30 protein-coding genes are annotated in these 26593 nt (G+C 66.8%); 13 read left to right on the forward strand and 17 right to left on the reverse strand.

Annotation, left to right across the window (positions count from 1 at the left end; all coding sequences use genetic code 11):
* Position 1: 1 nt before the first annotated feature.
* Genes FVF75_RS16775 through FVF75_RS16815 form a run of 9 tightly spaced genes read right to left on the reverse strand, consistent with a single transcriptional unit; the run spans position 2 to position 4586 of the window.
* Complete coding sequence (locus FVF75_RS16775) at positions 2-508, reverse strand: flagellar basal body-associated FliL family protein (protein ID WP_342779825.1); 507 nt, start codon at positions 506-508, stop codon at positions 2-4.
* 7 nt (positions 509-515) lie between these two features.
* Positions 516-1247 carry a flagellar basal body L-ring protein FlgH gene (gene flgH, locus FVF75_RS16780; protein WP_148379931.1) on the reverse strand — a complete coding sequence of 244 codons (732 nt, stop codon included), beginning with the start codon at positions 1245-1247 and terminating at the stop codon, positions 516-518.
* Positions 1248-1253: 6 nt separating this feature from the next.
* Positions 1254-1700, reverse strand: a complete 447-nt coding sequence (flgA, locus tag FVF75_RS16785; protein ID WP_148379932.1) for a flagellar basal body P-ring formation chaperone FlgA — start codon at positions 1698-1700, stop codon at positions 1254-1256.
* Positions 1700-2485, reverse strand: a complete 786-nt coding sequence (gene flgG, locus FVF75_RS16790; RefSeq protein ID WP_148379933.1) for a flagellar basal-body rod protein FlgG — start codon at positions 2483-2485, stop codon at positions 1700-1702. Before flgG ends, flgA begins: the two co-directional genes overlap by 1 nt.
* A gap of 15 nt (positions 2486-2500) precedes the next feature.
* Positions 2501-3220 carry a flagellar hook-basal body complex protein gene (locus FVF75_RS16795; protein WP_148379934.1) on the reverse strand — a complete coding sequence of 240 codons (720 nt, stop codon included), beginning with the start codon at positions 3218-3220 and terminating at the stop codon, positions 2501-2503.
* Position 3221: 1 nt separating this feature from the next.
* Complete coding sequence (locus tag FVF75_RS16800) at positions 3222-3491, reverse strand: flagellar biosynthetic protein FliQ (RefSeq protein WP_148379935.1); 270 nt, start codon at positions 3489-3491, stop codon at positions 3222-3224.
* Positions 3491-3781, reverse strand: coding sequence for a flagellar hook-basal body complex protein FliE (gene fliE / locus FVF75_RS16805; protein WP_148379936.1), 291 nt, complete (start codon positions 3779-3781; stop codon positions 3491-3493). Before fliE ends, FVF75_RS16800 begins: the two co-directional genes overlap by 1 nt.
* An 11-nt stretch (positions 3782-3792) precedes the next feature.
* Positions 3793-4185, reverse strand: coding sequence for a flagellar basal body rod protein FlgC (gene flgC, locus FVF75_RS16810; protein WP_148379937.1), 393 nt, complete (start codon positions 4183-4185; stop codon positions 3793-3795).
* Positions 4186-4196: 11 nt separating this feature from the next.
* Complete coding sequence (locus FVF75_RS16815) at positions 4197-4586, reverse strand: FlgB family protein (RefSeq protein WP_148379938.1); 390 nt, start codon at positions 4584-4586, stop codon at positions 4197-4199.
* A gap of 82 nt (positions 4587-4668) precedes the next feature.
* Between FVF75_RS16815 and FVF75_RS16820 the strand changes: the two genes are divergently transcribed.
* A complete protein-coding gene (locus tag FVF75_RS16820; RefSeq protein WP_148379939.1) occupies positions 4669-6018 on the forward strand; it encodes a FliI/YscN family ATPase in 1350 nt (449 codons plus the stop codon).
* Here the strand turns inward: FVF75_RS16820 and FVF75_RS16825 are convergent.
* The 6 genes from FVF75_RS16825 to FVF75_RS16850 all read right to left on the reverse strand — a co-directional run bounded on the left by FVF75_RS16825 (position 6015) and on the right by FVF75_RS16850 (position 10023).
* Complete coding sequence (locus FVF75_RS16825; RefSeq protein ID WP_148379940.1) at positions 6015-6806, reverse strand: DUF1217 domain-containing protein; 792 nt, start codon at positions 6804-6806, stop codon at positions 6015-6017. The genes FVF75_RS16820 and FVF75_RS16825 overlap by 4 nt on opposite strands.
* Positions 6807-6809: 3 nt before the next feature.
* Positions 6810-7220, reverse strand: a complete 411-nt coding sequence (gene flbT, locus FVF75_RS16830) for a flagellar biosynthesis repressor FlbT (RefSeq protein WP_148379941.1) — start codon at positions 7218-7220, stop codon at positions 6810-6812.
* Complete coding sequence (gene flaF / locus FVF75_RS16835) at positions 7217-7579, reverse strand: flagellar biosynthesis regulator FlaF (RefSeq protein ID WP_246138123.1); 363 nt, start codon at positions 7577-7579, stop codon at positions 7217-7219. The genes flbT and flaF overlap by 4 nt, the downstream gene beginning before the upstream one ends.
* An 89-nt stretch (positions 7580-7668) precedes the next feature.
* The gene (locus FVF75_RS16840) at positions 7669-9183 is read right to left on the reverse strand and encodes a flagellin (RefSeq protein WP_148379943.1); all 1515 of its coding nucleotides are present in this window, start codon (positions 9181-9183) and stop codon (positions 7669-7671) included.
* 215 nt (positions 9184-9398) lie between these two features.
* Positions 9399-9752 carry a flagellar biosynthesis protein FlgN gene (locus tag FVF75_RS16845; RefSeq protein WP_148379944.1) on the reverse strand — a complete coding sequence of 118 codons (354 nt, stop codon included), beginning with the start codon at positions 9750-9752 and terminating at the stop codon, positions 9399-9401.
* Positions 9739-10023, reverse strand: coding sequence for a rod-binding protein (locus tag FVF75_RS16850; protein ID WP_148379945.1), 285 nt, complete (start codon positions 10021-10023; stop codon positions 9739-9741). The genes FVF75_RS16845 and FVF75_RS16850 overlap by 14 nt, the downstream gene beginning before the upstream one ends.
* A 962-nt stretch (positions 10024-10985) precedes the next feature.
* Between FVF75_RS16850 and FVF75_RS17890 the strand changes: the two genes are divergently transcribed.
* The 3 genes from FVF75_RS17890 to FVF75_RS16865 all read left to right on the forward strand — a co-directional run bounded on the left by FVF75_RS17890 (position 10986) and on the right by FVF75_RS16865 (position 13734).
* Positions 10986-12056, forward strand: coding sequence for a flagellar hook-length control protein FliK (locus FVF75_RS17890; RefSeq protein WP_281289633.1), 1071 nt, complete (start codon positions 10986-10988; stop codon positions 12054-12056).
* Positions 12057-12070: 14 nt separating this feature from the next.
* Positions 12071-12748 (forward strand): flagellar hook capping FlgD N-terminal domain-containing protein, encoded by a 678-nt coding sequence (locus FVF75_RS16860; protein ID WP_148379947.1) that lies wholly within the window; start codon positions 12071-12073, stop codon positions 12746-12748.
* 62 nt (positions 12749-12810) lie between these two features.
* A complete protein-coding gene (locus FVF75_RS16865) occupies positions 12811-13734 on the forward strand; it encodes an aminoglycoside phosphotransferase family protein (RefSeq protein ID WP_148379948.1) in 924 nt (307 codons plus the stop codon).
* Here the strand turns inward: FVF75_RS16865 and ubiB are convergent.
* Both ubiB and ubiE read right to left on the reverse strand, forming a co-directional pair.
* Complete coding sequence (ubiB, locus tag FVF75_RS16870; protein WP_148379949.1) at positions 13724-15253, reverse strand: 2-polyprenylphenol 6-hydroxylase; 1530 nt, start codon at positions 15251-15253, stop codon at positions 13724-13726. The two genes, FVF75_RS16865 and ubiB, sit on opposite strands and share 11 nt — an antisense overlap.
* Positions 15253-16005, reverse strand: a complete 753-nt coding sequence (gene ubiE, locus FVF75_RS16875) for a bifunctional demethylmenaquinone methyltransferase/2-methoxy-6-polyprenyl-1,4-benzoquinol methylase UbiE (RefSeq protein WP_148379950.1) — start codon at positions 16003-16005, stop codon at positions 15253-15255. The genes ubiB and ubiE overlap by 1 nt, the downstream gene beginning before the upstream one ends.
* 76 nt (positions 16006-16081) lie before the next feature.
* Between ubiE and mutM the strand changes: the two genes are divergently transcribed.
* The 9 genes from mutM to FVF75_RS16920 form a co-directional block, all read left to right on the forward strand.
* Complete coding sequence (gene mutM / locus FVF75_RS16880) at positions 16082-16927, forward strand: bifunctional DNA-formamidopyrimidine glycosylase/DNA-(apurinic or apyrimidinic site) lyase (protein WP_148379951.1); 846 nt, start codon at positions 16082-16084, stop codon at positions 16925-16927.
* A 73-nt stretch (positions 16928-17000) separates the two neighbouring features.
* A complete protein-coding gene (locus FVF75_RS16885; protein WP_148379952.1) occupies positions 17001-17777 on the forward strand; it encodes an enoyl-CoA hydratase in 777 nt (258 codons plus the stop codon).
* A gap of 163 nt (positions 17778-17940) precedes the next feature.
* Complete coding sequence (rpsT, locus tag FVF75_RS16890; protein WP_148379953.1) at positions 17941-18204, forward strand: 30S ribosomal protein S20; 264 nt, start codon at positions 17941-17943, stop codon at positions 18202-18204.
* 532 nt (positions 18205-18736) lie between these two features.
* Complete coding sequence (gene dnaA, locus FVF75_RS16895; protein ID WP_148379954.1) at positions 18737-20089, forward strand: chromosomal replication initiator protein DnaA; 1353 nt, start codon at positions 18737-18739, stop codon at positions 20087-20089.
* A 127-nt stretch (positions 20090-20216) separates the two neighbouring features.
* Complete coding sequence (dnaN, locus tag FVF75_RS16900) at positions 20217-21335, forward strand: DNA polymerase III subunit beta (protein ID WP_148379955.1); 1119 nt, start codon at positions 20217-20219, stop codon at positions 21333-21335.
* Complete coding sequence (gene recF / locus FVF75_RS16905; RefSeq protein WP_148379956.1) at positions 21332-22450, forward strand: DNA replication/repair protein RecF; 1119 nt, start codon at positions 21332-21334, stop codon at positions 22448-22450. The genes dnaN and recF overlap by 4 nt, the downstream gene beginning before the upstream one ends.
* Positions 22447-22869 carry a VOC family protein gene (locus FVF75_RS16910; protein ID WP_342779826.1) on the forward strand — a complete coding sequence of 141 codons (423 nt, stop codon included), beginning with the start codon at positions 22447-22449 and terminating at the stop codon, positions 22867-22869. The genes recF and FVF75_RS16910 overlap by 4 nt, the downstream gene beginning before the upstream one ends.
* 87 nt (positions 22870-22956) lie before the next feature.
* Entirely contained in the window at positions 22957-25374 is a 2418-nt protein-coding gene (gene gyrB / locus FVF75_RS16915; protein ID WP_148379957.1) for a DNA topoisomerase (ATP-hydrolyzing) subunit B, read from the forward strand.
* An 874-nt stretch (positions 25375-26248) separates the two neighbouring features.
* Positions 26249-26593: IS110 family transposase (locus FVF75_RS16920; RefSeq protein ID WP_148379376.1), on the forward strand; the 345-nt coding region annotated here is incomplete at its 3' end.

Here is a 26593-nt window from a genome sequence, read left to right on the forward strand (position 1 = left end):
TTCAGAGATCCTGGCGGGCGAGGTCGGTAATCAGCACATCCACGACTTGCGGCCCGACGGCGCCCTGCGCCACCTCGGTCAGGGCAGCGCGCAGGCTGTCCATCCGGCCGAGCTGGGTGAACACGCCGTCGAAACCACCCGCATTGGCATGGTCGAACAGGACCTGGAGGAAGACATCCCGCAGTTTCGGTTCACGCTGATAGATCGCTTCGGTCTGGCCCGACACCACCTCGAGGCTCAGGGACATCACGACCAGCGCGGCGATGTCGGTGTCGTGCACCACGGGGATGACGAACTGGTTGTTTATCTTTACGAAATCCGTGCCGCCGGTGCCTTCGTCGCCATGGCCGCTGTCCACGGGCAGGGCGGCGACAGGCGCGGTTGCGTCGCCACAGGGATTGACCGCGTCAGCCAACGGCGGTGCCGGGTCGGGGCGCAGCAGGAAGCCGGCACCCCCCCCGGCGGCAAGGCCGAGGAGGGCGAGGATAAGGGGAAGCAGCTTGGCCATCATGCGCTCAGAACGGCAGGACGATGTCGGTCAGCTGCTGACCGTAGCGCGGCTGCTGCATGTCGGTGATCTGCCCGCGCCCGCCGTAGGAAATCCGTGCCGACGCGATCTTGTCGTAGGGAATCTCGTTCTGACGGGAAATATCCTCGGGCCGGACGTAGCCGGTGACCAGCAATTCGCGCAGTTCGTTGTTGACCCGCACTTCCTGGCTGCCCTGGATCTGCAACACGCCGTTGGGCAGCGTGCCGACCACCGTGGCGGCAACCCGGAGCGTCAGTTCCTCGTTGCGCCGCGTGGTGCCGTCGCCCGCACTGGCGCCGGTCGAGGTGACCGCGACGCCGGGATCAAGCGCGACATTGGCGAAGGGGCCCAGTTGCGGCAGGCCGAGGAAGGCGGCGATGGTCATCTTCTCGGACCCCGACCGACCACGTTCGGTCATGTTGGAGAACTCGGCCTCGTCGTCGATCTCGATCACCACCGTCAGGATGTCGCCCGCCGCCTGCGCCCTGCGATCCCCCAGAAGCGAGCGCCGTCCGCCGGTCCAGAGCGAGGCGTCATCGGCGGCGGCGCGCGCGGTGATGTCGTGAGGCAGCGGCAGGGTGTTCATCGCCGCGGCCTCGCGCGTGCCCTCGATGCCGGTCAGGGCCGGGGGGCGGCCGATGTTTTCCAGCCGGTCGCCGCAGCCGGAAAGCGTGACGATCAGGGCCGCGATGGCGATGAAAGGGGTGCGAAGACGCATATGGGGTTACTCCTGGGGCAGCAATGAAGGGGAAAGCGGGCCGACCGAAACGGTGCCGTCGGCGCGGACATGACCGGACACGGTGTGGCGCGAGGCGAGGTTCATCACCCGCAGCCGGTCGCCGATCCCGGCGCGCGCCAGCGCCCGGCCCTCGGCGGCGATGGCCAGGCCGCCGGTGCGATAGATCAGCGTGACGATCTGGTTGCGCTCGACGATTGCGGGCGGGCCGAGATCCTCGATGCGGATCGGGCGGCCGGCATAGAGCACCACGCGGGCCTCCAGCCCGACGGCCTCGTCGATGGCGACATAGGTGCCGGGCACCTCGTGGGCGGCCAGCGTGACATCGCCGGGCGCCAGGATTGCCTGCGCCCGGATGGTGCGGGCAGCCAGCACGGTTTCGGCCGTGGCGGGCGGGGCGATGGCCAGCGCGACGAGAAAGGCGAGACGCAACATCAGCGCACCTGCGTTGCGGCGGCGAGCATCTGGTCGGCGGCGGTGATGACCTTGGAGTTCAGCTCATAGCCGCGCTGGGCCTCGATCAGTTCGGTGATTTCGCGCACCGCGTCGACCGAGCTTTGCTCGAGATAGCCCTGGCGAAGCGCGCCCAGTCCGTCCTCGCCCGGCACGCCGACCAGCGGCGGACCCGAGGCCGCGGTTTCGCGGAAGGTGTTCGATCCGATCGCCTCGAGCCCCTTTTCGTTGGTGAACTGCGCCAGTGTGAACTGGCCCAGAAGCTGCGCCTCGACCTCGTCGTTGAAATAGGCATAGACCTCGCCGTCGGCGTTGATCGAGATTGCGCGCACGTCGGAGGGAACGGTGATGTCGGGCACCACCGGGTAGCCGTCCGAGGTCACGATCAGCCCGTCGCCGGTGCGTTTCAACCCGCCATCGCGGGTGAACCCCGACGCGCCCGAGGGCAGCGTGACCTCGAGATAGCCGCGCCCTTCGATGGCGATGTCAAGATCGCCGCCGGTCTGGTCGAGCGCGCCCTGCTGGATCATCATCGTGACCGCTGCCGGGCGCACGCCAAGGCCAAGCTGCACGCCGGTCGGCAGCACGGTGCCGTCGGCGGCGTTGATCGTGCCGGCGCGCGTCAGTTGTTGATAATGCAGGTCGGCAAACTCGGCGCGGCGGGCGTTGTAGCCGGTGGTCGACATGTTGGCGAGGTTGTTCGAGATCGTCTCGACCCGCATCTGCTGGGCCAGCATCCCGGTGGCGGCGATATTCAGGGCACGCATAGCGGCCTCCTTCGGTTAGCGGCCAAGCGACCGGATCACGCCGCGGATGCGCTCATCCTCGCGGTCGAGAAAGGTCTGGCCCTGTTCGTAGGCGCGTTGGATTTCGATCATCCGGGTGACTTCGGCGATCGGATCCACATTCGATTTCTCAAGAAACCCTTGCAGGATGCGCGCGCCCTCGATCACCGGCAGGGCGCCGCCGGGAGCCTCGAAGCGCACGCCGTCGCGGTGGCTGAGGTCGGTCGGGTCGGCGGGCAGGTAAAGCCCGATCTCGGTCAGCGGGCGACCGTCGGCGGACATGGTGCCATCGGCGGCAACGGCGACGGCGCGCGCATCTGGCGGCACGAACACCGGCGCGCCGCCGGCATCCAGCAGGCGCAACCCGTCCAGCGTGACCAGTTCGCCGGTCTCCGATGGTGTGAAACTGCCCGCGCGGGTCAGAAGTGGGCCTTCCGGCCCCTCGACCATGAAAAACCCATCGCCCTCGATGGCGAGGTCGAAGGTGCCGCCGGTCTGGGCCAGTGGTGCCTGGTCCAGCCGGGTGTCGCGGACATTGCCCAGCGCCATCGACAGCGACGGGTCGCCATTGCCCAGCGCGGCCACGAATTCCGAAAAGATCACGCCCTGGCGCCGGTAGCCTGTGGTCGAGGCGTTGGCGATATTGTGGGCGACCGCCTCCATCTCGGACATCAGGCCGGACTGGCGGGTGAGGGTGGTGTAAAGCGCCGCGTCCATGTCAGCTTGCCGCGATCAGGGGGATGATGGTGTCCTGGAAAAACCCGGTCAGGGTCGAGGACATGAAGCCCATCGAGACCCAGAACACCGCCAGGATCGCCGCCAGTTTGGGCACGAAGGTCAGGGTCATTTCCTGGATCGAGGTCAGCGCCTGAAACAGCCCGACCGCGACACCCGCGACCAGCGCCACCGACAGGATCGGCAGCGAGATGATCACCGCGTTCCACAGTCCCGCGCGCATGGTGTCGAAAAAGACGATTTCCCCCATCATTACACCGGCATCCGCAGGATTTCCTGGTAGGCCTCGACGACCTTGTTTCGCACCGTCACGGCGGTTTCGACCGCCAGTTCGGACTGCGCCAGCGCCATCACCAGCGCGTGCGGATCGGCCCCGCCGGTCATCGCCGCCTGGGCGATGTCCTCGCCCTGTTTCAGGGTCGCGGCGAAGTCACCGGCGAGGTTGCCGAATGCCGCGCCTGCCCCGTCCGGCTGCGCCTTTGGCGCGGTGGCCGGGCGGGTGGCCGCATAGCCTTGTGTCGCCAGGGCGGATTTGACGTCCATTCCGGACCCTCCTATCTGCGAAGCAGTTCGAGCAGGCTGCGGCCCATGTCGCGCGCCTGCTCGAACATCTTGAGGTTCGCCTCGTAGCTGCGCTGCGCTTCGCGCGCGTCAGCGATTTCGATCACCAGATCGACGTTCGATCCATCGTAGTGACCGGTTTCGTCCGCCATCGGATGCGTGGGGTCGTAGATCCGCGGCAGCGCGCCGGGGTCGAGCCGCACCGGACCGGGTTCGACCCGGCCGGTTGCGCGCCCGTGCTCCAGCACCTGCTCGAAGGCGACGATCTTGCGCCGGTATCCCGGCGTGTCGGTGTTGGCGATGTTCTCCGACACATGCCTGAGTCGCGCGGCCTGGCTGGCCATGCCGCTGGTCGCCGCGCGGACGGAGGAGAGAAGGTCGCTCATGGTCCTGCCTCCTATGCTCGGCCCGAGACGGCGGCGCGCAGGACCGACATCGTCGAGCGATAGATCGCCAGCGCCCTGTCGTGGTCGCGCTTGGCCTCGGCGGCGGCGAACATCTCGGTTTCAAGGGTGACGGTGTTGCCATCGGGCGAGGCCGCGCCGGGGCGCTGAACCTCGCGCGCGGTCAGCTCGGCGCTGCCGCTTGCACCGGCAATGTGCCCGGATCGGGTGGCACGCATTGCGTCGCCGCCGGTGCGAAACACCTCGGAGAATGGCGCCAGGTCGCGGGCGCGGTAGCCCGGCGTATCAACGTTGGCCACGTTTTCGGCGATGGCCGCCTGACGCGCGGCACCGTATCGCGCCAGGCCCTGCGCCAGTTGAAGGACTTCCAGTTTTTCGAACATCGGGTTTCTGCCTCGATTGCGTTCAACCAAGGCTTAACTCTGATTCGTTTATAAACGGTTTCACCAAGGCCGGGAGGGCAGGATGAAACAGTTCGGATTTGAAAATCTGGTCGCCGAGGTGGCCGCAATTCCGGTCGCGCGCGATATCGGGCGCGTGGTGCGGATCGGGCGCGGCACCATCGAGGTCACGGGCCTGTCGCATGTCGCGGGCCATGGCGACATGGTGACGATCGGCGGCGATGGGCGGCGCGGCGAGGTTCTGAGCCTTGCGGAAGACCTGGTCTGCGTCCTGCCCGATGGCGATGTCGAGGGGCTTCGGATCGGGGCGGAGGTGGCCCTGGTCGGGACCAGCCAGATCGCGCCGGACGATGGCTGGATCGGCCGGGTGATCGATCCGATGGGCGAACCGCTCGACGGGCGGCCGCTGTTGCGCGGGCGCGATGCGCGGGCGTTGCGCGGCCAGCCGGTGAACCCGACCGAACGGCGGGTGCTGGGCACGCGGCTCGAAACCGGGCTGGCGGTGTTCAACACCATGTTGCCGATCGTGCGCGGGCAGCGCATCGGGCTGTTCGCCGGGTCGGGTGTGGGCAAGTCGACTTTGCTGGCGAAACTTGCCCGCGGGGTTCATGCCGATGTCGTCGTCATCGCCCTGATCGGTGAGCGCGGGCGCGAGGTGCGCGAATTCATCGAGCGGGTGCTCGGGACCGCCGGCATGGCGCGCGCGGTGGTGGTGGCGGCCACGTCGGACCAGTCGCCCTTGGTGCGCCGGCGCTGCGGCTGGACGGCGATGGCGGTGGCCGAACACTTCCGCGACCAGGGCCGACACGTTTTGTTGCTGGCCGATTCGGTGACGCGGTTCGCCGAGGCCCATCGCGAGATCGCACTTGCCGCCGGCGAGGGGGGCAGCCTGCGCGGCTTCCCGCCCTCGACCGCGCACCAGATCACCACGTTGTGCGAGCGGGCCGGGCCGGGGGCCGGCTCAGGCGGTGACATAACGGCGGTGTTTTCGGTCCTGGTGGCCGGTTCGGACATGGAGGAGCCCGTGTCCGACATTCTGCGCGGGGTGCTCGACGGGCATGTCGTGCTTGACCGGAAGATCGCCGAACGCGGCCGGTTTCCCGCCATCGACCTGCTGCGGTCGGTGTCGCGGGCGCTGCCGGATGCCGCGAATGCTGCGGAAAACACGCTGATCGGCGAGGCGCGGCGCCGGCTTGGGGCCTACGACCGCTCGGAGATGATGATCCGCGCCGGGCTTTATGCCGCCGGTTCGGATCCCGCGCTCGATGCGGCGATCGAAAGCTGGCCGGCGCTCGATGCGTTCCTGGCCCAGGACGAACGCGAGGACAGCGCTGCCAGTTTCCGCCGGCTGGCCGCCTGTCTTGCGTCAGAAAGCGCCCGAAACGAAGAGGGCGCCGATGACAGCACCGGCTAGATGGATTGCAGCAGTGTCAGGGCCACCGCGCCGGGGGACATGCTTGCGCCGCCGTCCGCGATCTGGGCGCGCATGAGGAACAGCCGGTTCAAGTCTTCGAGCCGGTCGGGGTCGGCAAACTGGCTGACCTCGCCAGAGCCGAACACCGCCGCGGCCCGCTCGCGGAAAACGCCGAGCTGACGGTCGATGTCGAGTATCGCCAGGCTTGACGGCAGGCCAAGCGCGGTTTCGAACACCTTTCGCAACGGCTCGTTTCCCATGACGGCGAACCAGCGCCCGTCGGCGGTGTTGTCGGATTCGACGATGGTGCCCAGATCCCGGGGCAGCGACATCGCAAGGCGCATGTCAGGGTTCTGCTCGCCAACCGCGATTTCAAACTGCCGGCCGCGATAGGATGACAGAATCTCGTCCGCAAAATCGCTGAGCCTGGTGCGCGGTGTGCCAAGGTCGAAGCCGAACGCCTTGGTCATCGCGAGGTAGCGTTTGTCGACCATTCGATTGGCCAGGCTGTCGGGGGCGATGGACCCGCCCTCGAGCACCTGGCGGATGAAGGCCTTGTTCGGCAGGTCGTCGTCCAGCCCGAAGGCGCCAAGCGCGACCTTGAGCAGGCGGTAGTCGCCGACAAGATCGGCGGCACTGTCGATGCTGCCGATCTTCTCGGCGAAATAGGCGGTGTCGCGCGAGATCGCCGGGGTGGCCTCGTGGGCTGCCGCCTGTGCAGCGCGGGTGCGTTGCAGAAATGCCCAACCGGCCATGCCGCCGAAGGGAACGATCGGTTGGAAACCCATGGCTCAGGCCCGGGCCGGTGCGGCGGCGAACAGCCGTTCTTCGCGCGGCAGAAGCGCGCGCAGGGCCTTGAGCGCTTGGTAGACCTGGCCGCCCACCACCGCCTCGGTCGCTTCGGTCAGCCGGGACCGGCTGTCGTGGTCGGTCAGCACCTGGCTGAGTTGTTCGATCCCGCGCAGGAGTTGCAGGCGGGCCTCGTCCTTGTCGGCGTCGCCGGACAGGACAAGCTGCGCGATGTAGCACACGCGGCGCACCGGCGTCGTCACCTCCTCGGGGTGGATGGCATCGCGAAGGCGCAGGATGTTGGCGTTGGGCGAGACGATAGAGAGCCGCGAGCGCCTGTCGCCGTTCTCGATCACCGCACCGTTGATCAGGACCCGTTCCTTCGGGCCGAGTTTCAGAACCAGGCCGGTCATGCGGCCACTCCGCTCGTGCGCAGCCCGCGCATGATGGCGGTGTTGATGTCGACCAGCGCCTCGGCGGTGTCGTCGCCGCGCAGGACCTTGCGGCTGTGCTGGGTCGTGAACTCGGCGAGGTAGAAGATCTGCGCGCGCAACCCGGGTGGCAGGGCGTTGCCGTCTTCGGCGACATCGGCGGCCAGCATGGTCCAGAGCCGGCGATTGGCGTGAAGGGCCTGGGCGAGGTCGGCGAAACCCGGCCGCCCGCGCGCTTCGGCGGTCCGCAGGCGGTGGGTGACGAGCGCGAAGGCGTCGTATTCGGTGCCGCGCGTCGTGCGGATCGGGGTCTTGTTGGCGGCATAGGCCGTTTTGGCCATGGAAAGAGCGGTCACGGGTTATCCTATCGCTGGAATGTGGGGATGGGTGGGGATGGCGAGGCGCCGGAGCGGCGCCCCGCCCGGGCGCCCTATCGGAACAGCGACAGGATGTTCTGCGGCGCTTGGTTGGCGATGGAAAGCGCCTGGGTGCCCAGCTGCTGCTGCACCTGGAGCGCCTGCAAGCGGGCCGAAGCCGCCTCCATGTCCGCATCGACCAGCGATCCGATCCCGCTTTTCAGCGAATCGGTGAGCTTGCCGATGAAGTCGTTCTGGGTCTCGATCCTGCCCTGGGCCGAACCGAACGAGGCGGATGCGTCGATCGCGTTGTCGATGAAGGTCTCGATGTTGTCGAGCGCGGCGGTCGCACCGGCCGAGGTCGTGACGTCGATGCTGGAAAGCCCGAACAGGCCGCCCGACGCCTCGCCATCGGCGTTGCCGGACAGCGAGAATGCCGCCGAGCTGCCGTTGTTGTCGACCTTGAGAGACCAGGCGCCGGTCGTGCTGTCCTGTACCACCCGCGTGGTGAGGTCCGCATTGCCAGCCGAATCGACGGCGATCTTCAACCCCTTGGCCACGTCCTCCATGGATTCGCCGGCCCCGGCGATATAGTCGTAGGAGGCCGAGCCGATTGTGACCTTGTAGCTGTCGCCTTCGTTGACCGCGGCCGATGTCGAGAACGCGATGCTCTCGGCGCGTTCGGCGATATCGCCCGATGTCAGCGAGAGCGAGCCGGTGCCATTCAGCGTGGTGATCAGCACGTCGCCGTCGCCTGCCGTGGTTTCGGCCGTCGCGATGGCGACCTCCTCGAAGGCACGGGTCGTGCTGATGGTCAGGTCGCCGCCGGAGCTCGAGGCGGAAATCCCCTCGAGGCCGAGACCGTTGATCGCGCCTTCGAAATAGGCGGCAACATCGCTGACGCTGTCGCCGGTCTGGAACGTATAGGCAAGCTCCACGCCCGCGACGGTCAGGTTGGCGACATCATTGTTGGCCCAGGTGTTGCCCACGCTCACGATCGCGGTGTTGGCGGTATTGGCGACGGCGGCGGCGGATGCGGTGCCGTTCGCGGCCAGCGATGCGCCGGTGCCGAAGGTGCCTTGGCCGGTGGTCATGTCCTGGCGCGCGACGGTGATGTTCGAGGCGGTGACGCTGCCGTCCGAGGCGCGGTCAAGCGAGGAGAGGATGTTCACGTCATCACTGCCCTGCACCATGTTCAGCCCGTTGAACTGGGCTGCGCCCACGACCGAGGCGATCTGGTTGCGCAAGGCGGCGATGTCGGTCTGGATCTTTTCGCGGTCGACGTTTTCTTCCTGCGCGGCGACGATCTTGCCCTTCATCTGGGTAAGAAGGTCGGTGACGGTTTCGGTTGCCTGGCGGGCCACCGCGACTGTCGATTCGCCCAGCGACAAGCTGTCGGAGATCGCGGTGAAGCCGTTCACGTCGGCCTCCATCACCTTGGAAATCGCCCAGACGGCGGAATTGTCCTTGGCGCTGGCCACGGCCTTGCCGGTCGAGATTTCGCTTTGCGTCTTGGCGAGGTTCGAGTTGATCGACTTGAGCGTCTGGAGCGCGACCATCGCGCTGGAATTGGTGAGAATACTGGACATGTTTCAGTTCCTTCAGTCGTAAGGCGCCATTTTGCGCCTGGTGAGCGGTCCGCCCGGTTCGGGGCTGGTTCAGGGCCGTTCTGACCTCTGCGGATCGGTCGCCGTCCGCGCCACCCCCTCAGGATGCGACTGCACCCTGCGCGACCAGTGCTGAAGGAAGGGTGAATTCGAACGGGTCGGATATCGCGGATTTTAGGCGAATTCGATGCGGTCGCTCAGGCGCGCCGGATCAGGCCGGACGGCTGCCGGGTGAGATCGCGTGGCGCGCCATCGCGCCCGTAGGTGCGCAGGGCCGCCCCAGGGCGCTCCAGTGCCGCCAGCCGCTCCTGCGCCGCGCGAAATCCGCGCGCCGCCGCGTTCAGCAGGCTCTGGTTGCGCCGCGCGGACGCGCGAATCCGGTCGAGCGCGGCGGCATCTTCGGGCTGCGCGCGAAGGCCGGCGAAACCCGCGTCCTTTTCGCGGGTCAGCCGCATGAGCCCGTCGAAATCGCCAGCAAGGATCAGCGTCCGCTCCCGCTCCAGCAGGTCTTCCAGCGCATCACGATTCGTGCCCGTGTCAGTCCGCCCCATGCGAACGTTCCTTCATCGCCTCGAAGAGTGATTCGGCCAGGCCGATTCCCCCCGCGGCGACCATGCCACGGGCCTGTTCCAGTCGCAGAAACGATGCAAACTGCTCCTCACCCGGGCCGCCGCCGAAGGCTTTTGGCGCGGCGCCGAGTTGCGCGGATGCGAACATTTCGGCCAGAAAAGTCGCCTCGAGCTCGCGGGCGGCGGCCATCAGGGGATCGGGTCCGGTCGCTGGGGCCTGCGGGGTGGCCAGCGTGAGGGAGACAGGGGTCATTCGATTCGGTCCAATTCGATGCGCTTTCGGCCATCTTGGCGCGCGCCGGTAAAGATTCGGTAATTGTTCTGCGCCAAAGTGCGGAAATCGGCGTCAGAAAACCCGGGATGATCATGCAATTTCCAGTATCCGCACCCAGCCCTTGCGCGGCCCCAGTCCTTGCCGGCGTGGCTGCCGGCGTGGCGCAGCCTGATCCGGGGCAGGGGTTGGGCGGTGTTTTCGTTCTCGCGATGGCGGACCTGGTGGCGCCCCCAACCGCGGGCAGTTTGTCGGTTGGGCTCGAACCGTCGACGGGCAAACAGGCTGGCAAAGCGACGATGCCGGATGGGTCGGCGGGCTTTCGCGCTGTCGGGTCTTTTGTCAACGCAGTCTGGCCGGTGACATCGCCGGCCGGGCCACGGACGGGCGAGGTCCTGCAAGGCGCATCCGCAAGCGCAATCAACGCTCGTGACGCGATCCCGGCGCGGGGGGCGAAAACGCCGGACGAACCGCCCAGCTCGGTCGACCATCCGGCAGACCCGGCTGCGCAGGATGAATCGGCGGCGTTTCTACCGGCGCCTGACCTGGCGCAACGGGAGAGCGAGGCGGCGGCTGAGCCGATACCACCCACATTGGTTGCGGCGGCACCGGATCGCGCCGAGATACCCGCACCGCGCGCCCACGAGAAGGGCAGCGGTGCGGGGGGCCAATTCGTGAATGCGTCACGCGGCTCTGTCGCGACCGAATCCGCGGCGCCAGGCATTTCGGCGGCACCGCCCACGGATGTATTCGCCCCGGTTCGCACGGTGGCAGGTCATCACGCAGCGGACGCGGCACGAGCGATCGCACACGGCGCGCGACTGGAGTCTGGTCAGTCCCAGACCGCGCGGACGCCCGACCTCTCGACGCCTGCTCACCCCGGACCGGGGCTGCCGGGTGGCGCGGGAAAGACCGAGACACGGGAAACCGGCCCGGGCGGCGTTATGACGCGCAAAGCAGATGGCGGCCGGGAGGGAGAGCCGGGTGTGCCGGGCCGCCCGGTGTCGACCGCGCGCACAGTGGAGATCCCGTTTTCGGCCAGCCCGTCGCGGCTTGCCACCGCTCCCGATGGTTCGGCTTTGCAAACGCCTCAGGCCGTCGTCGGCGGGCCTGCGAAACCGACTGTTTCGTCGCCGGCGACCACACAGCCCGGCGAGTATCCGCAACCGCCCGTCGCAGCAGGGGAAACCGCACCGCGCGCTGACGCGCCACCCGGCGAAAAGCCCCTGCAACGGGTGCCACCGGTCGCATCCGCAGCACCTCGTGAGGGCACGCAGACCAGCGTGCCTGCCCCCCATCCTGCGGCAGGGTCCGCATCGCCGGGGACACCGAACGTCACGCCGTTGCCGGGCGCCCCGGCATCCCGCGAGGTCAACGCCCCTGCCCAGACGCCCGAAGCTCAGGTTGGGCGCACGGCGTCATCGCCCACCGCCGCGGGGCAGATCCCGAAACAGGCCAGTTCCGCAACGCCGGCGGAGGCCGGTTCGCAACCGTCACCCGCCCTCGAACCGGACCTTGCAGAGGGCATCTCGCCGCCCGGCGCCGAGGTCTCGCCGCGCGCGGCGGGCGGGCGTGGTGACTTCGTGTCGCCCGCCAATGCCCCTGATCTGGCTCGCGGCGTTGCGGTTCAGATTGCCCAAACCGTGACTCAGGGAGGCTCGCGTTCATTGGACGTGACGCTTCAGCCCGAAGAGCTGGGCCGATTGCGGATTTCGATGAGCTCGGAACACGGCGCTCTCGCCGTGACGTTGCAGGCCGACCGGCCCGAGACGCTCGACCTGATCCGGCGGCATATCGACTTGTTCGCCGAGGAGTTGCGGCGGCTGGGGCATGGTTCGGTCGGGTTCAGTTTCCAGCATGGATCGCCGGGGGGCGGTGGCGCACAGCCCGGCGCCGCGATGACCCCGCCCGGCGGCGAGCCGCCAACGCTGCCCGCCGATATCGCCGCTGAAGCCGCCATGACACCCGCGCCGGTCCCGCTTGGCCCGCGCGCCGGGATCGACATCAGGATTTGACCAAGGAGACCGCGATGGAAATCGCCACTGCCAACACCCCACAGATCACCCCCGCCAGCGCGGCGACGCCGGCCCCGTCCGCGGGGCAGATGATCTCGTCGGATTTCGAGACGTTCCTGAAAATGCTGACCGTCCAGATGCAGAACCAGGACCCGATGAACCCGATCGAGAGCACCGATTACGCGGTTCAGCTTGCCACCTTTTCCGGGGTCGAGCAGCAGGTCAAGACCAACGACCTGCTGTCGGCGCTGGGCAAGCAGCTTGGCGCGATGGGAATGACCGACCTGGCCGGCTGGGTCGGGATGGAGGCGCGCGCCGCCGCGCCGGTCTGGTTCGACAACCGGCCGATTTCGCTGCACCCCGAACCGGCCAGCGGGGCGCAAAGAACCGTGCTGGTGGTGCGCGACAGTGCCGGGGCCGAGCGAGATCGGATCGAGCTTCCGGTGTCGGATCAGCCGGTCGAATGGGCCGGGGTGGATGCCTTTGGCCAGCCGTTTTCCCCGGGTCTCTACAGCTTTTCGCTGCTCAGCCTGTCGCAGGGCGAGGTGATCGGCGAAGACCCGGTGGCGGCCTATTCCGAGATCGTCGAAGCCCGGGTGGAGGAGGGCGAGACCATTTTGGTCCTGAATGGCGGGGCCGAGGTCAGGGCTGGCGATGTCGGCTCGCTGCGCGCGCCGAGAGAGGCGGAATAGGCCGGCCCGGGCTTGCCACAGCGCAGGCACGGCCCTAGCGTGCGCGCCTTCGAAGGGCGCGCGTGGTGACGGCAAAGGTGCAGGCAGACAAACCCGATGGCAGCGGAGCGGCGGAACCGCCCGCCGCGCTGGTGGCGCATTGGGTCGCGGCCGGGGTTGTTGCGCCGAAAGCGCGCTGGCAGGCCTTGCCGGGCGGCAATACCAACCGGGTCTGGCGGATCGTGCCGGCCGGGCCCGGCGCGCCGGTGTTGGTGTGCAAGCTCTACCGCCCCGGCGGCGAGACGCCGCTGTTCGCCAACGATCCCGCAGCCGAAGCCTCGGCGTTGCGGGCCCTGTCCGGCACCGGGCTGGCCCCGGATTTCGTTGCGGACGCCGCGACCGAGGCGGGCGGCAGCCTGATCTATCTGCATGTCGCGGGCCGCGTCTGGCGCCCGCAGGATGATGCGGGCGCGGTGGCGCGTGCGCTGGCCTGTCTGCATTCGCAACCGCTGCCGCCCGACCTGCCGCCGCGCCCGAGCGATGCGCGGGCGATGCGCGACCAGGCGCGGGCGATGCTGGCGGATATCGGGCAGGCCGGGGCCGAACTTGCCGCGCAGGAGCCGCCGGAGGCCCCGACCTCCGGGGCCGCGCCGGTGTTCGTGCATGGCGATGCGACCGCCGGAAATGTTCTGGTCACGCCCGCCGGGGTCACGCTGATCGACTGGCAATGCCCCGGGCGGGGCGATCCAGCGGGCGACCTGTCGCTGTTCTTGTCACCCGCAATGCAGGCGGTGTCGGGCAATGCGCCGCTGTCCGCGGCCAAGGCCGAGGCGTTCCTCGACGCCTATGGAAGGCCGGACATCGTGGCGCGCTTCCGGGCGTTGCAGCCGTTGTTTCACTGGCGCATGGCGGCCTATTGCCTGTGGCGCGCGGCGCGCGGCGATGCCGGTTATGCCCGGGCGGCAAAGCTGGAAGGCCAAGCGCTCGGCGCCGCGCTCAGAGGATAGACACCAGCCAGACCCCGGCCAGCGCGATGCCGCCACCCAGCGCGACATAGCCCATCGCGCGATAGGGCCGGGCGCGGCGTTCGTCCTGCGGCGGGTGTGCCTGGCGGATCAGCGCCGCCTCGGCCAATCCCGGCAGGCGCGGGCCGAACCGGGCCAGCACCCGGGCGGTCTTGGCAAGGTCGGTCAGCACCGCTTTGGGGCCGATCGAATCGGAGATGTAGGTTTCGACCACCGGGCGGGCGACCTGCCAGATGTTGATATGCGGGTTGAGCGAGCGCGCGACGCCCTCGACCACGACCATGGTGCGCTGCAGCAGGATCAGCTCGGTCCGGGTCTGCATCCCGAACCATTCGGTCACCTCGAACAGGTAATGCAGCAGCCGGCCCATCGAGATCTGGGTGGCGTCCATGCCGAAAATCGGCTCGCCCACGGCGCGCAGCGCACGGGCGAACTCGTCGACATCCTGATCGGCGGGGACGTATCCGGCCTCGAAATGCACCTCGGCCACGCGGCGGTAATCGCGGCGGATAAAGCCGAACAGGATCTCGGCATAGACCCGGCGGGTGTATTCGTCGATCCGCCCCATGATCCCGAAATCCAGCGCGACGATGTCGCCGTTCAGAGCAAATTTCAGGTTTCCCTGGTGCATGTCGCCGTGAAAGAAGCCGTCGCGCAGCGCGTGGCTGAGAAACAGGTGCAGCACCCGGTTGCCCAGCGCCTCGCAGTCCAGCCCGGCCTCACGCACGCGCCCGACCTCGTTGGCCGGAATGCCTTCGCCCCAGCCCAGCGTCATCACCCGCTTCGAGGTCAGCCCCCAGTTGACCGCCGGCACCACGAACCCTGCATCGTCCTTGGTGTTCTCGGCGAATTCCGAGGCCGAGGCGCTTTCCAGCCGCAGATCAAGCTCGCCCATCACCGTATCTTCGAAGTGCTGCACCACGTCCGAGGGGCGCAACCGGCGTGACATCGGCAGCATCGCCTCGAGGATCGCGGCGGCGAAATGGAACGCGTCGAGGTCGGTGCGGAAGGCGCGCTCGATGCGCGGGCGCAGCACCTTGACGGCCACCTCTTCGCCGGTGGCGGCGATGCGGGCGCGGTGAACCTGGGCGATCGAGGCGGCGGCGATCGGGGGCGAGAATTCCGAGAATACCGCGTCGACCTCGATCTCAAGCTCGGCTTCGATGGTCTGTCGCGCGATCTCGGTGGGAAACGGCGGCAGCTTGTCCTGCAGATAAGCCAGTTCGCGCGCCAGGTCTTCGCCGACCACGTCGGGCCGGGTCGACATGGTCTGGCCGAACTTGATGTAGGCCGGGCCAAGCGCCGTCAGCGCGCGGGTCAGCGGCGGGCGCTCCGGGTCGCCCTTGTGGCCGAGAAAGGCAAAGGGCCAACTCACCACGCGCACCGCCACGCGCACCAGCGGCGGCGCCTCCATCGCCTCCAGCACCACGCCCAGCGCGCCGGTCCGGGCAAAGGTCGCCCCGGTGCGCACCAGGCGCCAGATGTTGTGCGGCCCGCGCATCAGATCTTCCAGCCGGAGTGCAGCGCCGCGATGCCCATCGACAGGTTGCGATAGCTCACGTTCTCGAACCCCGCCTCGCGGATCATGGCCGCGAAGGTTTCCTGGTCGGGGAACTTGCGGATCGATTCGACGAGGTATTGATAGCTGTCGGAATCGTTGGCTATCAGCTTGCCCATGCGCGGGATCACGTTGAAGGAATAGAGGTCATAGACCTTCTGCATCAGCGCATTCGGGATCTGGCTGAATTCGAGCACCATCAGCCGCCCACCCGGGCGCAGCACGCGGAAAGCCTCGGACAGCGCGTCGGGGATGCGGGTGACGTTCCGGATGCCGAAACTGATGGTGTAAACGTCGAAGGCATTGTCCGGGAACGGCAGCGCCATCGCGTCGCCCACCACCCAGTCAAGGCTCGCCGCCATGCGCCCGGCCTCGGCGCGTTTGCGGCCCTCGACCAGCATCGATTCCGTCATGTCCAGCACGGTGGCCCGCGCCGTCGGCGCGCGGTCGAGAAAGCGGAAGGCGATATCGCCGGTGCCGCCGGCCACGTCGAGCAGCTTTTGCCCCGGGCGCGGCGCCAGCCAGTCCATCATCGCGTCTTTCCAGATGCGGTGGATGCCCATCGACATGGCGTCGTTCATGATGTCGTATTTCGAGGCGACGTTGGTAAAGACACCGTGGACCATCCCGGCCTTCTGGTCCTCGTCGACGGTTTGATAGCCGAAATGCGTGGTTTTCTTGTCTGGCGCTGTCATCGGCCCTTGTCCACAGGTGCAATCTGACCCCTCATATAGCGCCGGGCAGGGGCAGACAATGGAAGGGGCCGCGCCAATGCCGGAATTGCCGGAAGTCGAGACAGTGCGCCGCGGGCTGGCGCCGGTGATGATGGGCCAGAGGATCGCCCGCGCCGAGGTGCGGCGCGAGGGTCTGCGCTGGCCGTTTCCGCCGGACATGGCGGCGCGGCTGACCGGGGCGACGGTCACCGCGCTGGGACGACGGTCGAAGTATATCCTGGCCGATCTCGACACCGGCGAGACGCTGTTGATCCATCTGGGCATGTCCGGGCGGATGCTGATTTCCGGCACCAGCCTGGGCAAGTTTCACCACCATCACCCGGCGCCGGAAAAGCACGATCATGTCGTCATGGACATGGACGGCGGCGCGCGGATCACCTTCAACGACGCTCGCCGGTTCGGCGCGATGGACCTGTTCGCCATCGGCAGCGCGCATCCCCTTCTGGCCCGGCTGGGGCCGGAGCCGCTGGGCAATGCGTTTCACGAGGATTACCTCGTCGCGGCGCTGGCGGGGAAGAATACGCCGATCAAATCCGCCCTTCTGGACCAGCGTATCGTCGCCGGGCTGGGCAATATCTATGTCTGCGAGGCGCTCTTTCGGGCCGGTATCCATCCGGCGCGCAAGGCAGGCGCGATCTCGGCTGCGCGCATTGCGGGGCTGGTGCCGATCATCCGCGCGGTGCTGACGGATGCGATCGCCGCCGGCGGTTCGTCCTTGCGCGACTACCGGCAGGCGGACGGCGAGTTGGGCTATTTCCAGCACGGGTTCCGGGTCTATGGACGCGAGGGCGAACCCTGCCCGACCGAGGGTTGCGCGGGCCGGGTGCGCCGGATCGTGCAGGCCGGGCGGTCGAGCTTCTATTGCCCGCGTTGCCAAAGATGACTTGATCCTTTGGGCGGGACTCGCATAGGAGTCGGACCCTGACGGCAGCCCAAGGGATGGATCGGGAACGCTCATGGCCTACAAGAACATCATCGTCGATATCGAGGACAACATCTGCACGGTCCGGCTCAATCGCCCGGACGTGATGAACGCTCTCAGCATCGACCTGCTGCGCGAGCTTGGCGAGGCGCTGGGCGAGGCGCAGAAGAACGACAAGGTGCGCTGCTGCATCGTCACCGGCTCGGAAAAGGCGTTCGCCGCCGGGGCCGACATCAAGATGATGAGCACGAAAAGCTTCGTCGAGGTGTTCGCGGGCGACCTGTTCACCGCCGAGGAACAGGCGATCCTGCGCATCCGCAAGCCGATCATCGCGGCGGTGTCGGGCTATGCGCTCGGCGGCGGTTGCGAACTGGCGATGATGTGCGACTTCATCATCGCGTCGGATACCGCGAAATTCGGCCAGCCCGAGGTGAACCTGGGCGTCATGGCCGGCATGGGCGGCACCCAGCGCCTGACCCGGCTGGTGGGCCGGGCCAAGTCGATGGACATGAACCTGACCGGGCGCTTCATGGACGCCGAAGAGGCCGAACGCGCCGGGCTGGTCAGCCGCGTGGTGCCCGCCAAGAAGCTGATGGAAGAGGCGCAGAAGGCGGCCCGCAAGATCGCCGAGAAAAGCATGGTGTCGGTCATGGCGATCAAGGAGGCGGTGAACCGCGCCGAGGAAATGCCGATGACCGAGGCGACCCTGTTCGAGCGCCGCCTGTTCCATTCGCTGTTCGCGACCGAGGATCAGAAGGAGGGCATGGCCGCCTTCCTCGAAAAGCGCGAACCGCAGTTCCGCGACCGTTAGAGGCCGACGTTTCCGGGGGGCTTCACAACGCGGCGAAAACCTCGTAAGAGGCCCCCACATGCGCGTGAGACCCGCTTTGGTCGGATGAGCCGGTTTGGAAAACCCCGGTCGGGTCTCGTTGCGCGACAGAATTGAAATCGAGACCCGGGAAAGGGAAAGACCAATGGCGAATTCGCCCCAAGCAAAGAAACGCGCTCGTCAGAACGAGCGCCGCATGGACATCAACAAAGCCCGCCGTTCGCGCATCCGCACCTATCTGCGCCGCGTCGAAGAGGCGATCGCCTCGGGCGACCAGACCAAGGCCGCCGCCGCCCTGAAAGCGGCCCAGCCCGAACTCATGCGCGGTGTTACCCGTGGCGTCCTGCACAAGAACACCGCCTCGCGCAAAATGTCGCGCCTGTCGGCGCGGGTGAAGGCGCTGGGCTGAGCGCCGTTCGCAAGGCCAGACTGCGGCCAAACTACAACGCTGGGGCGCGCCTTCGGGCGCGTCTTTTTTTGTCCGCGGCCGGTTTTCCTGTGAAAAAATCGGATTCGTGAAAGGCACCCGGGATTCGTTTCCGCCTTTTCAGAGTCAAGGTTGAAGATCGGTTGCGAAGCGCGCGACCCGACCGCTAATTTGCCCAGGCGATTCACTTCGCTGACTTGGGAAAACGACTCGGGGCGCGCAGGTCCGGCGACAATGCCGCCGGCAGCCTATCGCGAACGGTCCGGGGGGACGGTTCGCGGTGTCGTCACGACATGATTGACCGAACGGGGGGTGGGGATCCTGGCGTTCGGTCGTCCGTTACCGCCACCGGCGCGCCTGCGCCGTGGGCGCATGTCTTTCCATGTCAGCGTGCCATTTCGGCACAGGATTGCAGCCCGTGACCACAGCGTCGCGGGGCGCCGCGATTTGGCCGGCGTGACGGGACAGACAATCGCCGCGATGCGGCCAGGGACAGATTCGGGTCGGAACGAGAATGACAAACGAGCACTGGGGCAAGGTCCGCGATTCGCTGCAACAGGCAGTCGGTCAGAACAACTACCGCAACTGGATCGAGCCGCTGGAGTTCGCCGAGCTTGAGGACGGTGTCGCGACGTTCCTGGTGCCGACCAACTTCATGAGCAACTGGGTCGAGCGGAATTTCGGCGACCAGATCCTGCAACACCTGGTGCGTTCGGGTGCCGAGGTCTCGCGGCTGGTGTTCGCGGTGCCCAAGCTCGACAAGAGCCCGGCGGCCACGCCGGACCGCGCGACCGGCGCGAGGCCCGTCCGGGCCGAGGGCGACGACCTGCCTGGCGCGCTCTTGGACAACAGGTTCACCTTCGACAGTTTCGTGGTCGGCAAGCCCAACCAGCTTGCCCATGCCGCCGCCCGCCGGGTGGCCGAGGGCGGACCCGTCACCTTCAATCCGCTGTTTCTTTACGGCGGCGTGGGGCTGGGCAAGACCCACCTGATGCACGCCATCGCCTGGGACATGCGCGCGCGCGACCCGTCGCTCAAGGTGGTTTATCTGTCGGCGGAACAGTTCATGTATCGCTTCGTGCAGGCGCTGCGCGAAAAGCAGATGATGGATTTCAAGCACCTGTTCCGCTCGGTCGACGTGCTGATGGTGGACGACGTGCAGTTCATCGCCGGCAAGGAATCGACGCAGGAGGAATTCTTTCATACCTTCAACGCGCTGGTGGATCACAACAAGCAGATCATCCTGTCGGCCGACCGCGCGCCGGGCGAGATCAAGGATCTCGAGGACCGCATCCGCTCGCGCCTGCAATCGGGGCTGGTGGTGGACCTGCACCCGACCGACTACGAACTGCGCCTGGGCATCCTGCAAACCAAGGTCGCCCGCTACCGCGAGCAATACCCGGAACTCAAGATCGCCGACGGAGTGCTGGAATTCATCGCCCACCGCCTCACCACCAACGTGCGGGTGCTCGAGGGCGGCCTGATGCGGCTGTTCGCCTTTGCCTCGCTGGTCGGGCAGGAGATCACGCTGGAAAAGGCCCAGGACGCGCTGGCCGACATCCTGCGCATGACCGACCGCAAGGTCACGGTCGAAGAGATCCAGCGCAAGGTGGCCGAGCATTACAACATCCGCATGTCCGACATGGTCGGCCCCAAGCGTCAGCGCGTTGTGGCGCGTCCGCGCCAGGTGGCGATGTGGCTGGCCAAGGAACTGACCACCCGCAGCCTGCCCGACATCGGGCGCCGCTTTGGCGGGCGCGACCATACCACGGTGATGCACGGGGTGCGCCGGATCGGAGAGCTGATCAAGACCGACTCGCAGATCGCGGAGGATGTCGAGCTTCTGCGCCGCGCGCTCGAGGCCTGAGACGCGGCGCCACGTGCGTCGCACAGCCCTTGACGGCCTTGGGAAACTCTCGGAAAGTCCAGAAAAATCTTGCGACGGACGCGTCACGGGCTATGGTCGGCGTCCCTATATTTGCCGGGAGTGGGACATGAAGATTTCCATCGAACGCGCCTCGCTGCTCAAGGCGGTCGGGCAGGCGCAATCGGTTGTCGAGCGGCGCAACACCATCCCGATCCTGGCCAACGTGCTGATCGAGGCCGAGGGCAGCAATGTCTCGTTCCGCGCCACCGATCTGGATATCGAGGTGGTCGACCGCGTGCCGGCGATGGTCGAGCGCGCCGGCGCCACCACCGTCAGCGCCGTGACCCTGCACGAGATCGTGCGCAAGCTGCCCGATGGGGCGCTGGTGGTGCTGGCCGACGATGGCGCCTCGGGGCGTTTGACGGTCGAGGCCGGGCGCTCGAACTTTTCGCTGGCCACGCTGCCGCGCGAAGACTTCCCGGTGATGGCCAGTTCGGAATACAGCGCCAATTTCTCGGCCCCCGCGCCGGTGCTGCGGCGGCTGTTCGACAAGTCGAAATTCGCGATCTCGACCGAGGAGACGCGCTATTACCTCAATGGCGTCTACATGCACGTGGCCGAGGCCGAGGGCGGCAAGGTTTTGCGCTGCGTGGCGACCGACGGGCACCGGCTGGCGCGGGTCGATGCCGATCTGCCCGCGGGCGCCGAGGGTCTGCCCGGCGTGATCGTGCCGCGCAAGACTGTGGGCGAGTTGCGCAAGCTGCTTGACGATGACGAGGCCCAGATCGCGGTCTCGGTCAGCGAAACCAAGGTGCGCTTCGCGACCCCGGAAATCACCCTGACCTCCAAGGTGATCGACGGAACCTTCCCCGACTATGGCCGCGTGATCCCGACCGGCAACACCAAGAAGATGGAGGTTGACGCGCGCGAGTTCGCCCAGGCGGTCGACCGCGTCGCCACGGTGTCGAGCGAACGCTCGCGCGCCGTCAAGCTGGTGCTGTCCGAGGACAAGCTAATCCTGTCCGTGAACGCCCCCGACGCCGGGGCGGCGGAGGAAGAACTGGCGGTGGCCTACGGCGACGAGCCGATCGAGATCGGCTTCAACGCCAAGTATCTGCTGGAGATCGCCAGCCAGGTCGACCGGGAGAACGCGGTATTCCTGTTCGACACTTCCGGCCAGCCGGTGGTGATGCGCGAAGGCAATGACACCAGCGCGATCTATGTCGTGATGCCGATGCGCGTGTGACCGCTCTTTTCCTGCGCAACCTGACGCTCAGCCATGTCCGCTCGCATCGGCGCGCGGTGCTGGCGCTGGACGGGCGGCCGGTGGCGATTTACGGGGCGAACGGCGCGGGCAAGACCAACATCCTCGAAGCGGTCAGCCTGCTGTCGCCGGGGCGCGGTCTGCGCCGGGCCGCGGCGGACGAGGTCGCGCGCCGGCCCGAGGCGCTAGGCTGGAAGATCACCGCGCTTGTCCAGTCGCTGCACCAATTGCACGAGGTCGAGACCTGGGCCGAACCCGGCCAGCCCCGGCAAGTCACCATCGACTGCAAGACCGCGCCGCAACTGGCGCTGGGGCGGATCGCGCGCATGGTCTGGCTGGTGCCGGCGATGGACCGGCTCTGGACCGAGGGGTCGGACGGGCGGCGGCGCTTTCTCGACCGGATGGCGATGAGCTTTGAGCCGGGACATGCCGAGGCGGTGCTGACCTACGACAAGGCGATGCGCGAGCGTAACCGGCTTTTGAAGGACGGCGCGCGGGACCGGCACTGGTATCACGCGCTCGAGGCGCAGATGGCGCGGGCCGGGGCCGAAATCCAAGACAACCGCGCCGCGACGGTCGACCTTCTGGCCGGCGCGCAGGCCGAGGCCGAGACCGGCTTTCCCACCGCCGACCTGACGCTGCTGCATGCCGATGGGGCCGAGGACGGGCCGGAGGGCGAGGACGCGCTGCTGGCTGCTTTCGACGAGGGGCGGGCGCGCGACCTGATGGCCGGGCGCACGCTGGCCGGGCCGCACCGGGCCGATCTGGCCGCGACCTATGCCGCCAAGGGGGTCCAGGCCAAGGATGCCTCGACCGGCGAGCAAAAGGCGCTGCTGGTGTCGCTGATCCTGGCCAATGCTCGCGCCCTGGCGCGCGATTTCGGGGCGCCGCCGATCCTGTTGCTGGACGAGGTCGCGGCGCATCTGGACGCCACCCGCCGCGCCGCGCTCTACGATGAGATCTGCGCGCTCGGGGCGCAGGCCTTCATGACCGGCACCGGGCCGGAGTTGTTCGAGCCCCTGGGCGCGCGCGCACAACAGATCGAGGTTCGCGACGTGAACGGGGTCAGCGAGATCGAGGAAAGGACCGACACATGAGCCTGCCGTTGAACCGGGTGAATTTCATCACCCTCGCCGTGGCCGACCTGGCCCGTGCGCGCGCCTATTACGAGGCGCTGGGCTGGGTGCTGGAGGAGGCGATGGACAAGGTCGCTTTCTACGACATGAACGGTGCAAAGTTCGCCCTGTTCACGCTGGAAGGTCTGGCCGAGGAAACCGGGCGCGACATCGGCGAATTCAAGACCGGCGCGATGACGCTGGCCCAGAACCAGCCCTCGCCCGAGGCGGTGGACGCGGCCTATGCCCATGCGATCGCCTCTGGCGCGACCCCGGTGCGCGCACCGTTCAGGACCGATTGGGGCGGCTATTCCAGCTATGTCGCCGACCCCGACGGGCACCTTTGGGAGTTTGCTTTCAACCCGTTCTCGCCGCTTGACGAGGCCGGGCATATCGCCTGAGCCGGACCCCCAAATATGGGGGCGAAACGCTGGTAAACCGGGGCCGAACCCCCTATAACTTGCGCATTCATTCCAAGGAAGGCTTGCATGGCCGACGACGCGCAGAAGTCCCCGGAATACGGGGCGGATTCTATCCAGGTTCTCAAGGGACTAGAGGCGGTTCGCAAGCGCCCCGGCATGTATATCGGTGACACCGATGACGGCTCGGGCCTGCACCACATGGTCTACGAGGTCGTGGATAACGGCATCGACGAGGTGCTGGCCGGCCATGCCGACTCGGTGAACGTGAAGATCCACGCCGACAACAGCGTCTCGGTCACGGACAACGGGCGCGGCATTCCCGTGGGCATCCACGAAGAAGAAGGCGTCTCGGCGGCCGAGGTCATCATGACCCAGCTTCATGCCGGCGGCAAATTCAACCAGAACTCCTACAAGGTGTCGGGCGGCCTGCACGGCGTCGGCGTTTCGGTGGTCAACGCGCTGTCGGACTGGCTGGAACTGACGATCTGGCGCGAGGGCAAGGAACACCGGGTCCGGTTCGAACATGGCGACACGGTCGAGTCGCTCGAGGTCGTCGGCGACGCCGAGGGCCGGAAAGGCACGATGGTGCGTTTCATGGCTTCGACCGACACGTTCTCGAACCTCGACTACAGTTTCAAGACGCTGGAAAACCGGCTGCGGGAACTGGCGTTCCTGAACTCGGGCGTGCGCATCCTCCTCGAGGACGAGCGCCCGGCCGAGCCGCTGCGCACCGAGTTGCATTATGACGGCGGGGTGATGGAATTCGTCAAATACCTCGACCGGCACAAAAGCCCGATGATCCCCGAGCCGATCCACATGGTCGGTGAGCGCGACGGCATCACCGTCGAGGTCGCGATGTGGTGGAACGACAGCTATCACGAGACCGTTCTGCCGTTCACCAACAACATCCCGCAGCGCGACGGCGGCACCCACCTTGCGGGCTTTCGCGGCGCGCTCACGCGGACCATCAACCTGTACGCCAACTCCTCCGGGCTGGCGAAGAAGGAAAAGGTCAATTTCACCGGCGACGACGCCCGCGAAGGGCTGACCTGCGTTCTGTCGGTGAAGGTGCCGGACCCCAAGTTCTCGTCGCAGACCAAGGACAAGTTGGTATCGTCCGAGGTGCGCCCGGCGGTCGAGGGGTTGATGAACGAAAAACTCAGCGACTGGTTCGAGGAACACCCGGCCGAGGCCCGGATGATCGTCGGCAAGATCGTCGAGGCGGCGCTGGCGCGCGAAGCGGCGCGGAAGGCGCGCGAGATGACGCGCAAGAAGTCTGCGCTGGACGTGGCGTCGCTGCCCGGCAAGTTGGCCGACTGCCAGGAAAAAGACCCCGCCAAGCGCGAGCTGTTCCTGGTCGAGGGCGATTCCGCGGGCGGATCGGCGAAACAGGGCCGGTCGCGCCACAACCAGGCGATCCTGCCGCTCAAGGGCAAGATCCTGAACGTCGAGCGGGCGCGGTTCGACCGGATGCTGTCGAGCCAGGAGATCGGCACGCTGATCACCGCGCTTGGCACCGGCATCGGCCGCGACGAGTTCGACATCTCCAAGCTGCGCTATCACAAGATCATCATCATGACGGACGCGGACGTCGACGGCGCGCATATCCGCACGCTGTTGCTCACGTTCTTCTTCCGGCAGATGCCCGAGATCATCGAGGGCGGCTATCTCTACATCGCGCAGCCGCCGCTCTACAAGGTCGCGCGCGGCAAGTCCGAGGTCTACATCAAGGACCAGCCGTCGCTCGAGGATTACCTGATCCAGCAGGGCACCGAGGGCACCGTGCTCAAGCTGTCGAACGGCGAGGAGATCGCCGGGCAAGATCTGGCCCGCGTGGTCGAGGCCGCGCGCAGCGTGCGCCGGGTGCTCGACGCCTTCCCGACGCATTATCCGCGCAACATCCTCGAACAGGCGGCGCTGGCCGGGGCGTTCGACCCGGGCGCGGCCGATGGCGATCTGCAGGCGGTGGCCGACAACGTGGCCCGACGCCTTGACCTGGTCGCGGCGGAGTATGAGCGCGGCTGGCAGGGCCGGATCACCCAGGATCACGGCATCCGGCTGGCGCGCATCCTGCGCGGCGTCGAAGAGGTGCGCACGCTGGACGGGGCCGTCCTGCGCTCGGGCGAGGCGCGGCGGCTGGGCCAGATCAGCGCCGAGACCCGCGACCACTACCGCGACCCGGCCAATCTGGTGCGCAAGGACCGTGAGCAACTGATCCACGGCCCCACCGAACTGCTCGAGGCGGTGCTGGCTGAGGGCGAGAAGGGCCTGACCCTGCAACGCTACAAGGGTCTGGGCGAGATGAACCCCGATCAGCTTTGGGAAACCACGCTCGACCCCGAGGCGCGCACGCTTCTACAGGTCAAGGTCGACGATCTGGCCGAGGCGGACGACCTCTTCACCAAGCTGATGGGCGACGTGGTCGAACCGCGCCGCGAGTTCATACAGTCCAACGCCCTGTCGGTGGAAAACCTCGATTTCTGAGGCGCTGTAGGGGAGCGAGTATTTTTTTTCGCGGCGCGCATATTTTTTCGCGCTGTGGTCAATGCCCTGTTCGCATTTATTAGGCTTTTCAAGGGGGTTGGTTCGAAGCGCGTCACTTGGCGCTTCCTGCTTCGCTCAGCTTCATGTCGAGCCGCCTCAAGTTCATAGCATCGGGGCAGATATCGTCTCCGGCTGCAGTAGCCCGTTGCCCATCAAGCGACCTGTACAGCAAATAGGATGTCCGAATGCACAAGGGCCAGACCCGTGCAGCGGTCGACCTGGACGTCAAGGAGGGCGGATTCTGTAAAAAAACCCTTCAACCAGAAAACCGTCTCAAGAATTTGGAACATCGTTCCCGTGATGTACCACCCTGCAAACATCGTTTGCGATCTCGCTGCTTCTCGGGATGATGTTCTGCCGACCTGTCTTCTTTCCGTCGATTGGGGAGTTTTTCAACGAAATGGGCGGGAAGTGTGAATTCGCTGCGCTGCAGAAGTGACTTCCTTTAGCCGGCGAAGCGGAACTTCGACGCCACGAACCGGGTGCGGTCTTGCTTGGGAACAATTTTTCAGTGAGTAGGGTTGCACTCGCGCGTCCCGCCCCCAAGCGCAATGGGATTGCAGTCCGAAGGGCCGAGACTAAAGGCTCGGCATGGGAAAGCCGGGCCCACACCATAGCTGGGGCACGCCATTCCCAATGAAATTGTAAAGAGAGTTTACGGTGATGCAGTCCCCGCAGACGGCGGTGCAGGTGCCGCAGCGGCTGCGGGCACTGTGAACTGATGCGGTGGATGCCCCCACCCGTGGATGCCCCCACCCGACGGCATCGAGTGTGCCATAACGGTTTCGTAGGAACCAACGCGAGGGAGGCATCCATGTCAGAGATTAGCATTTTGGCGATTGATGTTGCCAAGGGCAGTTTTCAGGTTTGCGGCGTCATGGCGGACGGCGCTGTTGCATTCAATAGGTCGGTAACGCGCCCACGGCTGTATCAGCTCTTAGCGGAGCAAGCGCATTGTGTGGTGGCGATGGAGGCCTGTGCTACGTCGCATCATTGGGGCCGTGTTGCCCAGTCAAGTGGCCATGAGGTGCGGTTGATTCCGGCCGCCTACGTGAAGCCGTTCGTGAAACGCCAGAAGAATGACCGCGCCGACGCCGAGGCGATAGCCGAAGCGGCCAGCCGTCCCAGCATGCGGTTCGTTGCAGTGAAGAGCGCTGAG

The sequence above is a fragment of the Maritimibacter fusiformis genome (assembly GCF_008086115.1).
Lineage (GTDB): Bacteria > Pseudomonadota > Alphaproteobacteria > Rhodobacterales > Rhodobacteraceae > Muriiphilus > Muriiphilus fusiformis.